The organism is Micromonospora arida (assembly GCF_042873195.1).
In the GTDB taxonomy this organism is placed as follows: domain Bacteria; phylum Actinomycetota; class Actinomycetes; order Mycobacteriales; family Micromonosporaceae; genus Micromonospora; species Micromonospora arida.
Map to the genome: position 1 here is coordinate 38,995 of NZ_JBIALC010000018.1, position 12,080 is coordinate 51,074.

The window sequence follows — 12,080 nt, forward strand, 5'->3', positions numbered from 1 at the left end:
ACACAGCGACGGGCGGCGGCCGTGAAGGCCGCCGCCCGTCTGGTGTGTCGACTGCCGGCGAATCCGCGCCGGCCCCAGGTCACTTCTTGCCGAGGCTGACGATCTCGGGGACCGAGTCCCGGCGGACCGCGTCGTAGAACGTCTTCGCTCGGGCGTTGTCGGCCAACACCACGCTCTCCGAACCGATCCGGCCGGTGCCCTTGGTGGGGCTGGTCACGAAGGTCATGTTCCCGCCGCGAACACCGCGCATCTGATTCGCCATGTCGAACAGCGACAGTTCCTTGTCCACCGAGACCGAGTTCGAGGTGGCCTTGAGGAAGCTGTTCAACTTGCCGGGGTTGGTGAGGATGCCGCCAGAGGAGGCCTTGTCGATGATGGCGCGGATCACCTGCTGCTGGTGGCGGATCCGGGCGAAGTCACCATCGGCGAACTGCTTGCGCTGGCGCGAGTAGTCGAGAGCCGCCTCGCCATCCATCCGCTGCATGCCCTGCTTGAAGGTGCGGAATGGCTCGTGGATCGAGGTGAAGCTCTTCTCCGAGTTGATGTCCACGCCGCCCAGCGCGTCGATGATCTCCTTGAAGCCCGCAAAATCGATCAACGTCACGTGGTCCACCCGGACACCTGTGAACTTCTCCACCGTCTGCACCATGAGGGGCACCCCACCCCAGGCGTACGCGGCGTTCACCTTGGCGTCCCGGCCACCGTTGTTGCCGTCCTTCGACTTCGGCACCGAAACCCAGGTGTCGCGGGGGATCGAGATCAGCTGGGCGCTCTTCCGGTCCTTCGGCAGGTGGGCCAGGATGATCGTGTCGGTACGCGAGCCGCTCGTCTTCTCCGGGTCGCGTGAGTCGCTGCCCAGAATCATGATGTTCATGGCACCGTCGACGGTCGCCTGCGGGCGCGACTCCTCGGGCACGCCGTCGAAGGCGTCGACCCGCTCGATACCCGACTCGACCGATCGCAGGTAGAGACCGCCGGCCACCATGCCGCTGCCGCCCAGCACCAGCAGGATCAAGAGGCTGAACAGGGCGATCCGGCGCCAGCGGCGGCGGCGCGGTGGCGCGGCGGCCGGCGGTGTCTCCTCGGTCGGTTGAGGCCCGCCGGCGGCGCCGTAACTCGGTTCCGTCCAGTGCTCCGCTGTATGTTCACGACGTGGCATGGGCGCGATGCTACTGAACGTGGTTTCCTACCGCGTACCCTCGTCCGGCCACGATCGAACGACGTGGGTTCCGAATCGGGCGGTGGCCATCCGCGACTTCTCTCTGCCGGTGCCCCCGTAAAGGTGGTATGAACCTCCGGTGGACGCCACGCAGTTGCGCCGAGCGATCGCCCGTACCCCACTCGCACCCGTCGCCGCATTCCCCAAGCGGCTCGCCCGGGTCGCCCGCCACGATGCCAAGGTGCTGCGCGCCTCGGCCCGGTGGTTGGTCACCTCCCGTGAGCATCACAACTACACGTACGAGCTGACCAAGCTGAGTCGCCACCACCTGACCTGGTTCGTCAGCGTCGTCTGCGACATTCCGGTCCAGCAGGTCCGTGGCTACGTCGCCGAAATCGAGTCCGACGACGTGCTGCGGCACCACATCGAGCAGGCCACCGCCACCGCAGCGCGCCGTGGTCTCGCCGACAAGAAGGTCCGCTATGCCCGACGCGTCGGCTGGTACGCGATCGTCCGTGCCACCCGCCCCGCGCACGTCGTGGAAACCGGCGTGGACAAGGGGTTGGGCACCTGCGTCCTCGCGTCCGCCCTGCTACGCAACGCGCAGGAGGGGCACCCGGGCCGGGTCACCTCGCTAGACATCAACCCCGAGGCCGGCTACCTCGCCCGGGTCGCGCCGTGGTCGGAGGTCGTCGACCTGGTGATCGGCGACTCGATCGCCTCGATCGGCGCGCTGGACCGCCCGGTAGACCTGTTCCTGCACGACAGCGACCACAGCCGCGCCCACGAGAAGCGTGAGTTCGACGCCGTGGAGCCCAAGCTCGCCCCCGGCGCGATCCTGCTCACCGACAACGTCACCAGCACCAACGTGCTCGCCGAACACGCCGAACGCACCGGCCGGCGGTTCCTCGCCTACCGGGAGAGCCCGGCCAACCACTGGTACCCGGGCGACGGGATCGGCGTGGCATGGTAGCCGGGTGCGGCTGACCTCGATTCACACGTACCCCATCAAGGGTTGTCACCGGCTCGACCACGACGGCGCGTTCGTGCACCCCTGGGGCCTGGCCGGCGACCGGCGCTGGATGGTCGTGGACGCCGACGGGGTCGGCGTCACCCAGCGGGAGACGACCCGGCTCGTCGGCCTGCGCGCCTCCGTGCGCCCCGGAGGTCTGTCGCTGCGCGCCGATGGGCAGCCCGACCTCGACGTGCCCGAGCCGGCCGGCGGCGAACCGGTCGCGGTGCGCACCTTCCGCAGCCGCACGTTCCCGGTCCCCGCGCTGCCGGCCGGCCAGGCGGCCGACGACTGGCTCGGCGCCCTGCTCGGTCGACCGGTCCGACTGGTCTGGCTGGCCCAGCCGACCCGCCACCTGGCCGCCGGCACCCGCGAACACGACACCGGTGACCAGGTCAGTTTCGCCGACGCCTACCCGGTGCTGCTGGCGAACGCCGCCTCCCTCGACGCCCTCAACGACTGGCTGGCCGAAGCGGGGGAGGAGCCGGTGCCGATGACCCGCTTCCGACCCAACCTGGTCGTCGACGGTGCGTCGGCCTGGGCCGAGGACGACTGGGTGGGTCGGCGGCTGCGCATCGGCGACCGGATGTTCCAGGCCGCCGGGCCGTGCGACCGCTGCGTGGTGACCACCACCGACCAGGAGACCGGGGTACGCACCAAGGAGCCTCTGCGCACCCTCGGGCGGCACCGCAACGTCAAGCAGAAACTCCTCTTCGGACTGAACCTGGTGCCGCTCGACAGCGGACCCCTGGCGGTGCACGCCCCGATCGCCGTCGCGCCCTGACCGGGCCGCCGACCAGCAATCGGCACCCCACGGTCACCGTCCGTCGATGCTGTCTTAGCTTTGGCTTAGCCCGCTTGTCCGTACCCGACCGGGTCCGGCAGCATCGCCGTCGTGACGGACGGAAGCGCTGTCGACATCAACATCGACCTGGACCATCCTCCAGAGGACCGGCCCGCGCCGTCGTCCGGCGCGAAGCCCTGGCTGGTCGCCACCGGCGTAACGGTCCTCGCGGCGACGCTCGGGCTCACCCTCACCCTGCGCTCCGGCTCCACCCCGGCCTGCGCCGCCGGCCGGACGCTGGCCGCCGCGCCGCCCACCGGCAACGCCACGCACACCGGCAAGGCCACCTTCTACGACTCCAAGGGCGCCGGCGGCAACTGCTCGAACCCGGCCGCCCCGGCCAACCGGCTCTACGTCGCGCTCGGTCCGACGGAATACTCCGCCGGTGCCGCCTGCGGCGGGTTCCTCGACGTCGTCGGGCCCAAGGGCACCGTCCGGGTGCTCATCATGGACCAGTGCCCGGAGTGCGAGCCCGGCCACCTCGACCTGTCCCGCGAGGCGTTCGCCCGAATCGCCGACCCGGTCCAGGGCCTCGTGCCGGTCACCTACCGCGCGGTGGTCAACCCGCCGCTGCCCGGACCACTCACCTTCCGGATCAAGGAGGGCGCGTCGCAGTGGTGGTTCGCCGTCCGCGTCGGCAACCACGGCAACCCGCTGCGGTCCGTCGAGGTCCGGCAGCGTGACAGCGACCCCTGGCAGTCGGCCGCCCGGCAGGACTACAACTACTGGTTGATCGCCTCCGGCGCCGGGCCGGGCCCGTTCAACGTGCGGGTCACCGACGTGTACGGCAACCGGGTCATCGTCGGCGGCATCCGGATGGCACCGGGCCAGGTGCAGAACAGCACGGTCCGGATGTACGCACCCGGCGGCGGGGCCGCCCCACGTCGTCCGGCCGCGTCGACCCGACCGCCGAGCAGCCGACCCGCCGTCACGCCGACGCCGACCCGGCGCTCGGTCGAGGTGGCGAGGACGAGCGCTCCGGCCACCGACGCGCCGACCACCAGCTCGCCCCGGGCCAACGCCCGGTGGTGCGGGGGCTGACCGCTCAGTCGGCCACCGTCAGATCAAGCCACATCAGAATCTCGTCCCGGTCGTCACCAGGGGCCACCCGCAGCGCGCCCGGCAGCCGGCCGATCTCCCGGTACCCGAGGCGGCCGTAGAACTTGTCCAACCCCAGGCCGTCGCGCACCGTGACGTGCAGCGCCTCGTGGCCCAACGCCCTGCCCAGCCGGGCGGCCTCCATCATCAGCGCCGAGCCGTAGCCGGCGCCCTGGGTGCCCGGGTGGACCATCACCCGCTTCACCACACACCAGTGCGCAGTGAGCGGGAAACGGTTGTCACTGAAGATCAGCATCGCCGCCAGCCGGTCCCCGGAGTAGCCGACCAGCAGCCGGTCCGGTCCGTCGACGATGCCGGCGAAAGTCGGATCGGCGGTGACGTGCACGTCGATGGCGGTGACCGGTGGCACGAAGCCGACCGCCCCGCCGGCGTTGCTGACGCCCACCCAGAGGTCGACGATCTCGGCACGCAGCTGCGGGGTCAGGTCAGGATCGAGGACGAAGCGCAGACTCACGCTCGCCATCCTGACCCAACGACCAGGGCCACGACCCGCGACAGTGACGCGCCCGACAACCAGGACCGCGACCACGAGCCCGACCATCATGCGGGCACGAGACTCGACGGTGGCGCGCCGGCTCACGGTGCTTGCTGACTGTGCGGGAGAGGGGATTCGAACCCCCACATCCTTCCGGATACAGGTTCCTAAGACCTGCGCGGCTGCCATTACGCCACTCCCGCCAACTTCCTGAGTTTAGAGTGTCTGGCTTCGGCGGTGTTGAGCCCGGCCTCCTTGAGGATGGTCGAGATCGTGCCGTGACCGACTTTGCATCCCCCACCAGGCAGATTGCGGAGAACACCGGACAGCCGCTTCGGCCCGACATCGGGATGCGCCAGTGCCTGTTCTATTACCGCTTCGCGATGAGCGATCGAACGCCAACCGCGGCTCGGACGCGGCTTCAACACGCCGTCCTGCACGAGCCTTCGCCGGACCTTGTGCAGATAGGCCGGAGTCCAGCCCAACTGCCGTGCCGCCTCCAGGGCCGTCACCTGCTGTGCGTCGACCCGACCGAACAGGTCGACGAGTTCCGTCCGGGTGGCCGGTCGGCGATCAGAGCCGGTCGTCCCGACGTGGCGTTCCTCCCCAACGGTTGGCGTCGCGAGGATGGGGAGGTCGGAAGCCCGTCTTCCTCGCCCGGCGTAGGTCGCGGTCTGGCTGTGGCAGTTCGGGCAGAGGAGCCGCAGGTTCGGTGGCCGGTTGTCGAGAAAGTCCCCGTTGATGTGGTCGACGTGCAGGATGAGCGACGCGCCTCGCCACACCGGCCCTGTCCCACAGCCCTCACACTCCTGCGGCACGCCGAGTGTGCCCAGCGCCCACTTCAACCGCGCGCCGGGCGTCCGGCGGGACCCTTCGGGCAGCACCACCAGAAGCTGCGCGGATGTGGTGCGTCGTTCGCCACGCCGCCCCTTGTTGTGGGCCTGCCTCGCGAAGTGCGACGTGTCGATGCCGAACCGCTTGAGCTGCCGGCTGATGTGCGCGTGTGAGCCACCGCTGACGCGCACGCCGAGCAACCGCATCACCTCGGTGATGTTGCGGGCGACGGCGGCAGCGGCGGCCAGCGCTTCGGGCGTGTACTTGTATCGAACCACTGACGGAACGTAGCGATCCGGTACGACAGGTCAGTCCAGGCCGAGGTCGCGGCGGAGCTTGGCGACGTGCCCGGTGGCCTTGACGTTGTAGAGCGCCCGCTCGACCTTGCCGTCGGCGTCGATCACGAACGTCGAGCGGATCACGCCGGTGACGGTCTTGCCGTAGAGCTGCTTCTCGCCGTACGCGCCGTAGGCGGTCAGCACCGCCTTGTCCGGGTCCGACACCAGCGGGAAGGTGATGGCGTCACGCTCGCGGAACTTCGCCAGCTTCTCCGGCTTGTCCGGGGAGATGCCGACGACCTCGTAGCCGGCGGCCTGGAGTGAGGCGAGCGAGTCGCGGAAGTCGCAGGCCTGCTTGGTGCAGCCGGGGGTCATCGCGGCCGGGTAGGCGTACAGGACGACCTTGCGACCGCGCAGGTCGGCGAGGGAGAGCTGGTCGCCGGTGTCGGTGGCGAGGGTGAACTCGGGCGCGGGGTCACCGGGGGAGAGGCGGTCGGGCGAGGTCATGGCCTCGACCCTACCGCCGTGCCGGCGAGCGCCGCCGCCGGCGCGACGCGTCGGCGTGTGGGGTACGGCGCGGGTCGGCGGGGCCTGACCTGGAGTGATCAAGCCCATGGGTTGTTGCCAGAGTCTGGCAACAACGATGCTTGGGAAATAGGCTGACCCACGCCGGCCCGGTCGGGCCCGCTGACGCGTGGGAGGTCGCGTGGAAACACTGGCGATGCACATCTCGAACGGGATCATCGACGGTCCCGTCGCAGCGATCTTCGCGGCGCTCGCACTGGCCGGGCTCACCGCCTGCGTTCTGCGCGGACGGCGCGACCTGGACGACCGGCTGGCACCGATGGCCGGCCTGGTGGCGGCGTTCATCTTCGCCGTCCAGATGCTCAACTTCCCGATCTTCACGGCCGGCGTGAGTGGCCACCTGCTCGGTGGCGCGCTCGCCGCCATGCTGGTCGGCCCGTGGGTCGGCGCGCTCTGCGTGTCCGTGGTGCTGGTCGTGCAGGCGTTGGTCTTCGGTGACGGCGGCGTGGCGATGCTCGGCCTCAACATCACCAACATGGCGCTGCTCGGCACCGCCGCGGCGTACCTGCTGATCGCCCTGATGCTGCGAGTGCTGCCCCGGACGCGCGCCGGCCTGGCGGTGACCGCGTTCGTCGCCGCGATGCTCAGCGTGGTCGTCGCGTCCCAGGGCTTCGTCGTGCAGTACTGGCTCGGCGGCACCACCGACCTGGGCAGCAACCTGGCCGGCCTGGCCGGCACGATGGCCGGAACCCACCTGCTGATCGGCATCGGCGAGGGCCTGATCACCGCGACCACCGTGCTCACCGTCGCGAAGGTGCGACCCGACCTGGTGTACGCGCTGCGCTCCCTGCGCACCCCCACCACCCCCGCTGTCCCGGTCTCCGGAGGTGTCCGATGAAGAACCGTTCCTGGGCCTTCCTGGCCGGCGGCCTGCTGGTCGCGCTGCTGCTCGCCGGCGTGGTCAGCAACTACGCCTCGTCCCACCCGGACGGGTTGGACTCCTCGCTGCTCAAGGGCTGCACCGTCGACGCCGACGACAACATCGTCGGCGGCAGCTGCCCGGCCCAGCAGGCGAAGGACCATGAGTTGGCCGACAGCCCGCTCGCCGACTACGGCGTACGGGGCGTGCGGAACAGCTTCGTCTCCACCGGCCTCTCCGGGGTGCTCGGGGTACTGGTCACCTTCGCGGTCGGGGCCGGCGTGTTCTGGCTGCTGCGCCGTCGGGGCGGCACGCCGACCGACGCTGACGCGGCGACGCCCACTGGGGACGCCATGCCCGCCGAGGATGACGCGGCGACGCCGCGCGCCGCCACGACAAGCTGAACAGGGGTACGCGGATGGGGGCCGGTCACGGGCACGTGCTGTACCGCGAGTCGGACTCGCCGGTGCACCGGCTCCCGCCCGAGGTCAAGATCGTGGCGATGGTGGTCTTCACCCTCGCCGTGGTGGCCACTCCACGCGAGGCATTCTGGGCCTTCGGCGCGTACGCCGTGCTGGTGGCGGTGGTGGCGGCGCTGGCCCGGGTGGGGCCGCGGTGGTTGCTCAGCCGAGCGTTGATCGAGCTGCCGTTCGTGCTGTTCGCGGTCGCCCTGCCGTTCCTCGGCAGCGGCGACCGGGTCGAGGTGCTGGGCCTGCGGCTGTCCGAGGACGGGTTGCACGGCGCGTGGAACATCCTGGCCAAGGGCACCCTGGGGGTGCTCGCCTCGCTGCTGCTCGCCGCGACCACCACCACCCGGGACCTGATCGTGGGGCTGGACCGGCTGCACTGCCCGCAGGTGCTCACCCAGATCGCCACGTTCATGCTGCGCTACCTCGACGTGCTGGTCGGCGAGGCGCGGCGGATGCGGGTGGCCCGGATCTCCCGGGGTGACGACCCGCGTTTCCTGTGGCAGTTGCGCGGCTTCGCCGCCGGGATCGGGGCGTTGTTCCTGCGCGCCTTCGAGCGCGGCGAGCGGGTCTATCTGGCGATGCTGTCCCGGGGCTACACCGGGCGGATGCCCGCCGTGTGGCAGGGCGAGGGTGCGGCGAGCGCCGGTCAGTGGCTGGTCGCGGCGACTGTGCCGGTGTTGGCGGCCTCGATCGCCGCCACCGCCGTCGTGCTGTCATGATCGGTGTCGTGCAGACCGCTGTCTCGCTGGACGTTCGGGGTGTTCATTTCGCGTACCCGGACGGGCACGTAGCCCTTCAGGGGGTCGACCTGAACGTGCCGCGGGGTGACCGGGTGGCGCTGCTCGGGCCCAACGGCGCCGGCAAGACCACGCTGGTGCTGCACCTCAACGGCATCCTCACCCCGACCGAGGGGAGCGTGAGCGTCGGCGGGCTGACGGTCACCCCGGATCGGGCCACCCTGGCCGAGGTTCGCCGCCGGGTGGGCATCGTCTTTCAGGACCCGGACGACCAGTTGTTCCTGCCCACGGTGGCGGAGGATGTGGCGTTCGGGCCGGCGAACCTGGGTCTGCGGGGGGCCGAGTTGGCCACCCGGGTGGACGAGGCGCTCGCCGCGGTGGGGATGGGTGAGCACCGGGACCGGGCCCCGCAGCACCTGTCGTTCGGGCAGCGCCGCCGGGTGGCGGTGGCCACCGTGCTCGCCATGCACCCGGAGATCCTGGTGCTCGACGAGCCGTCGTCGAACCTGGACCCGGCGGCCCGTCGGGAGCTCGCCGAGATCCTGCGCGGCCTGCCGGTGACCCTGCTGATGGTCACGCACGACCTGCCGTACGCGGCGGAGCTGTGCGAGCGCTCGGTGATCCTGGACAACGGCCGGATCGTCGCCGACGCCCCCACCAGCACCCTGCTCAGCGACGCCCCCCTGCTGGCAAGACACCGCCTGGAGCTTCCCTACGGGTTCACCCCGCAGCCGTAGACCCACTCTCGACGGTCTCCACCCGGGGTGCCGCCGCTGTGGTGCGCGAGGTGGCGTGCAGGCGCAGGATGCCGGCGGCTGTCGCGCCGGCGCCGGTGATCAGGAAGAGCGCCACCATTACCCTGGCGGCCGCGGGTGACCAGGGCACCGGGGCGATGGCGCGGGAGAACACGGCGGCGTTCGACGCTCCGGCGAAGAGCGCCAGGCAGGTCCCGGCCAACGCGACCACGAAGTCGGCGGCCGGGCGGCGGCTCAGCGCGTACCACCCGGCGGCGATCGCGCCGAGGCCGGTGAGCAGGGACCAGATCTGCCCGGAGAGCAGCCCGACCAGCACCCCGCCCACGCCCCGGGCGCCGGCGTCCAACTCCCGTCCCACCGGGTACCCGACGGCCAGCGCGCCGCCGACGATCAGCAACACGCCGAGCGCGGACAGAGCGCGGGCGCCGGCCGGGGCGGTGGCGGCGAACAGGCCGAGCGCGCCCACCGCGAGCAGACCCACGATGGTCACGGCCCACCAGGTGTACGCGTCCGGCGGCGGCACCCAGTCCAGCGTGCCGCCGATCACCACCGGGTCGGTGCCGTCGCGCAGCGGGATCGTCCAGTCCCGGACCCGGTGCTCGCGGTCCGGTGCGGCGCGTACCGCGGCCGGTGGTGCCGACTCCTGCCACAGCGCGCGCTGGTCGTGCCAGCGCGCCGTGGTGCCGTCGTCGATCCGTTGCCAGGAGGGTGCGGCGGCCGGGTCCGCCTCGGCCGGGAGCGAGGTGTCCCCGGCGATGGTGCGGTTCAGGTACGTGGCGGGGGAGTGGCTGTTCTCGAAGACCCCGTCCGGCCCGACGCGCAGGTACGGCTCGCCGGAGTAGCCGATGACCTCGATGGTGCGGCCGGTGCGGTTGGTCAGTTCCAGTCGGGCGCCCGCCTCGATGACGCGTACCTCAAGCCCTGGCCGCGCGGGTGCGACCCCGGTGGTCCGGGTGCGGTAGTCGGTGCCGTCCGGTGCGTCCGCGCCGTGCGCGGCGGCGGGCGCCGCGCTGATCACTGTCGCCAGGCCGGCTGCGGCGGCGATCAGGCCGGCGCGGCCCAGCAGGCTACGGATCACTTGCCGGCCGCCGCCACGGCCGCGGTGAGAGCGTCCGGGGTGGGGTTCTCGACGGGTTGACCGTTGACCTTGACGGTCGGCGTGCCGGTGACGTTGCTCTGGCTGGCGTCTTCGGTGACGTGTTCGGTCCAACTCTTGTACGTGCCGTCCTTGACGCAGCTGCCGAAGGAGCCCTGGTCGAGGCCCACGCTGGTGCCGATGTCGATGAGCTTGTCGTCGGTGAGCCCCGCGCTGCCCTCCGGCGGCTGCTGGGCGAAGAGCGCCTTGGCGTACTCGTGGTACTTGCCGCCCGCCGCCGCGCAGCCGGAGGCGGCCGAGGAGCGGGTGGAGTAGTCGGTGGTGGAGAAACGGTTGAGGTACGCGACCGGGTGGTAGACCACCTTCGCCTTGTTCTCGGCCACCAACTGTTCGAGCGTGGATCCGCTGGTCTGCTCGAACTGCTTGCAGGCCGGGCAGAGGAAGTCCTCGTAGACGTCGACGGTGACCGGCCCGCCGCCGGTGACGATGCCGGTGCCGGCCGCGTTGGCGCCGGGTGGGGTGGTGAAGTTGTCGGAGCGCTGGTTGGACCAGACGGCCCACCCGACGACGCCGGCGATGACCAGGACGACGACCGCGGCGGCGGAGACCCAGATCGTGCGGCGGCGGCGCCGTTCGCGGGCCAACTGCTCGCGGACCACCCGGGCGGCGTCCCGCTGCCCCTTGCGACTACTCATCCTCGTCCTCCACAACGGGTTCGCCGGACACCCACCCGTCCACCGATACCGGCGTACGAGGCCAGATCAGCAGAAATCCGGCCAGAACCAAGAATCCCAGGTCCCGGAGGATCTCCGGGAGGTAACTGGGTGCCTGCCCCGCGGCGAGCTGCCCGCCGCTGCCGAAGCAGCCGCAGTCGATGGCCAGCCCACGCGTCCAGGCCGAGGCGATCCCCGCGATGAAGACCACCAGCAGCGCGGCGGACACCCCGGCGACGAGCCGGGTGGCCAGCCCGAGCAGCAGCAGCACGCCCAACGCCAGCTCGACGAAGGGCAGCGCCGCGCCGATCACGGTCGCCACGTCGTACGGCATCACCTGGTACGCGTTGACCGCCCGCCCGGAGGCGGCGAGGTCGCTGACCTTCGAGGCGCCGGCGACCAGCCAGACGGCGGCGAGGCCGAGTCGGGCCGCGATGCCGAGCCACGGGCGGACCAGGGGCCAACGGTGGCCCCGGGTGGAAGGTGCTGTCACGCTCATTTGTCGTCCCGTCCGCGCCGGAAGTTCCGCGCTCAGCCGGCCAGGGCGTCGCCGACCGCCTCGACCAGGTCGTCTCGGGCCCGGGCGACCCGGGACCGAATGGTGCCCACCGGCACCCCTTCGACGGCGGCGGCCTCGGCGTACGACAGGCCGAGCAGTTGGGTGAGCACGAACGCGGAACGCCGCTCGGGGCCGAGGCGACGCACCAGGTCGGCGGCACCGAGTTGGCCGGCCGGGTCCGGATGCGGTCGGTCGGTGTACGCGTTCGCCGTCAGGCGCTCGTCGAGCCGCCGCCGCCGAACGACAGTGCGCAGGTGGTCGGCGCAGGCGCGCCGGGCGATGCCGAGCAGCCAGGTGCGGGCGCTGGAGCGGCCCTCGAAGGCGGGGAGGGCCCGGAACGCCCGCAGGTAGGTCTCCTGGGTCAGGTCGTCGGCGCTGTCCGGGTCGACCAGGGCGGCGGCGAACCGCCAGACCTCGGCCTGGGTCAGCCGGACGAACGCCGCCTGGGCGGCGGGGTCACCGTCGCGGGCGGTCAGCGCCGACTCGGTTGCCGGGTCCCGGGCGACCTCGTCGACCGGCTCTGCCGGACCGGCGGCACCGGAGTCACGCGGGACAGGGATCACGACACACCAGGTTACGCGGCAG

At 71.4% G+C, this 12,080-nt stretch carries 15 protein-coding genes and 1 tRNA gene; 7 read left to right on the forward strand and 9 right to left on the reverse strand.

What is annotated here, in order from left to right; genetic code table 11:
* Positions 1 to 79: 79 nt before the first annotated feature.
* Positions 80 to 1,159 carry an LCP family protein gene (locus ACFYP0_RS31650; RefSeq protein ID WP_124855243.1) on the reverse strand — a complete coding sequence of 360 codons (1,080 nt, stop codon included), beginning with the start codon at positions 1,157 to 1,159 and terminating at the stop codon, positions 80 to 82.
* 139 nt (positions 1,160 to 1,298) lie between these two features.
* Between ACFYP0_RS31650 and ACFYP0_RS31655 the strand changes: the two genes are divergently transcribed.
* The 3 genes from ACFYP0_RS31655 to ACFYP0_RS31665 all read left to right on the forward strand — a co-directional run bounded on the left by ACFYP0_RS31655 (position 1,299) and on the right by ACFYP0_RS31665 (position 4,056).
* Complete coding sequence (locus ACFYP0_RS31655; RefSeq protein ID WP_357003921.1) at positions 1,299 to 2,132, forward strand: O-methyltransferase; 834 nt, start codon at positions 1,299 to 1,301, stop codon at positions 2,130 to 2,132.
* Positions 2,133 to 2,136: 4 nt separating this feature from the next.
* Positions 2,137 to 2,955: an MOSC domain-containing protein gene (locus ACFYP0_RS31660; RefSeq protein WP_124855239.1), complete on the forward strand. Its 819-nt coding sequence runs from the start codon at positions 2,137 to 2,139 to the stop codon at positions 2,953 to 2,955.
* Between the two features lie 111 nt (positions 2,956 to 3,066).
* Positions 3,067 to 4,056 (forward strand): expansin EXLX1 family cellulose-binding protein, encoded by a 990-nt coding sequence (locus tag ACFYP0_RS31665; protein WP_386998444.1) that lies wholly within the window; start codon positions 3,067 to 3,069, stop codon positions 4,054 to 4,056.
* 4 nt (positions 4,057 to 4,060) lie between these two features.
* Here the strand turns inward: ACFYP0_RS31665 and ACFYP0_RS31670 are convergent, their stop codons facing one another.
* The 4 genes from ACFYP0_RS31670 to bcp form a co-directional block, all read right to left on the reverse strand.
* Positions 4,061 to 4,588: a GNAT family N-acetyltransferase gene (locus ACFYP0_RS31670; RefSeq protein ID WP_386998445.1), complete on the reverse strand. Its 528-nt coding sequence runs from the start codon at positions 4,586 to 4,588 to the stop codon at positions 4,061 to 4,063.
* A 141-nt stretch (positions 4,589 to 4,729) separates the two neighbouring features.
* Positions 4,730 to 4,812, reverse strand: a tRNA-Leu gene (locus ACFYP0_RS31675).
* Positions 4,798 to 5,721 (reverse strand): HNH endonuclease signature motif containing protein, encoded by a 924-nt coding sequence (locus ACFYP0_RS31680; RefSeq protein WP_386998446.1) that lies wholly within the window; start codon positions 5,719 to 5,721, stop codon positions 4,798 to 4,800. The genes ACFYP0_RS31675 and ACFYP0_RS31680 overlap by 15 nt, the downstream gene beginning before the upstream one ends.
* A 30-nt stretch (positions 5,722 to 5,751) precedes the next feature.
* Entirely contained in the window at positions 5,752 to 6,228 is a 477-nt protein-coding gene (bcp, locus tag ACFYP0_RS31685; protein WP_124855233.1) for a thioredoxin-dependent thiol peroxidase, read from the reverse strand.
* 199 nt (positions 6,229 to 6,427) lie between these two features.
* Here bcp and ACFYP0_RS31690 point away from each other — a divergent pair, with 199 nt between their 5' ends.
* Genes ACFYP0_RS31690 through ACFYP0_RS31705 form a run of 4 tightly spaced genes read left to right on the forward strand, consistent with a single transcriptional unit; the run spans position 6,428 to position 9,109 of the window.
* Complete coding sequence (locus ACFYP0_RS31690) at positions 6,428 to 7,144, forward strand: energy-coupling factor ABC transporter permease (RefSeq protein ID WP_124855230.1); 717 nt, start codon at positions 6,428 to 6,430, stop codon at positions 7,142 to 7,144.
* A complete protein-coding gene (locus ACFYP0_RS31695; protein ID WP_124855228.1) occupies positions 7,141 to 7,569 on the forward strand; it encodes a PDGLE domain-containing protein in 429 nt (142 codons plus the stop codon). The genes ACFYP0_RS31690 and ACFYP0_RS31695 overlap by 4 nt, the downstream gene beginning before the upstream one ends.
* Before the next feature lie 14 nt (positions 7,570 to 7,583).
* Positions 7,584 to 8,354, forward strand: coding sequence for a cobalt ECF transporter T component CbiQ (cbiQ, locus tag ACFYP0_RS31700; protein WP_124855226.1), 771 nt, complete (start codon positions 7,584 to 7,586; stop codon positions 8,352 to 8,354).
* Positions 8,351 to 9,109, forward strand: coding sequence for an energy-coupling factor ABC transporter ATP-binding protein (locus tag ACFYP0_RS31705; protein WP_124855224.1), 759 nt, complete (start codon positions 8,351 to 8,353; stop codon positions 9,107 to 9,109). The genes cbiQ and ACFYP0_RS31705 overlap by 4 nt, the downstream gene beginning before the upstream one ends.
* Here the strand turns inward: ACFYP0_RS31705 and ACFYP0_RS31710 are convergent.
* The 4 genes from ACFYP0_RS31710 to ACFYP0_RS31725 are packed head-to-tail and all read right to left on the reverse strand — an operon-like array spanning position 9,093 to position 12,058.
* Positions 9,093 to 10,205, reverse strand: coding sequence for a hypothetical protein (locus tag ACFYP0_RS31710; RefSeq protein WP_124855222.1), 1,113 nt, complete (start codon positions 10,203 to 10,205; stop codon positions 9,093 to 9,095). The genes ACFYP0_RS31705 and ACFYP0_RS31710 overlap by 17 nt on opposite strands.
* A complete protein-coding gene (locus ACFYP0_RS31715; protein WP_124855220.1) occupies positions 10,202 to 10,918 on the reverse strand; it encodes a DsbA family protein in 717 nt (238 codons plus the stop codon). The genes ACFYP0_RS31710 and ACFYP0_RS31715 overlap by 4 nt, the downstream gene beginning before the upstream one ends.
* Positions 10,911 to 11,435, reverse strand: a complete 525-nt coding sequence (locus tag ACFYP0_RS31720; protein ID WP_124855218.1) for a MauE/DoxX family redox-associated membrane protein — start codon at positions 11,433 to 11,435, stop codon at positions 10,911 to 10,913. The genes ACFYP0_RS31715 and ACFYP0_RS31720 overlap by 8 nt, the downstream gene beginning before the upstream one ends.
* 32 nt (positions 11,436 to 11,467) lie before the next feature.
* Positions 11,468 to 12,058, reverse strand: a complete 591-nt coding sequence (locus ACFYP0_RS31725) for a sigma-70 family RNA polymerase sigma factor (protein WP_386998447.1) — start codon at positions 12,056 to 12,058, stop codon at positions 11,468 to 11,470.
* Positions 12,059 to 12,080: the final 22 nt, after the last annotated feature.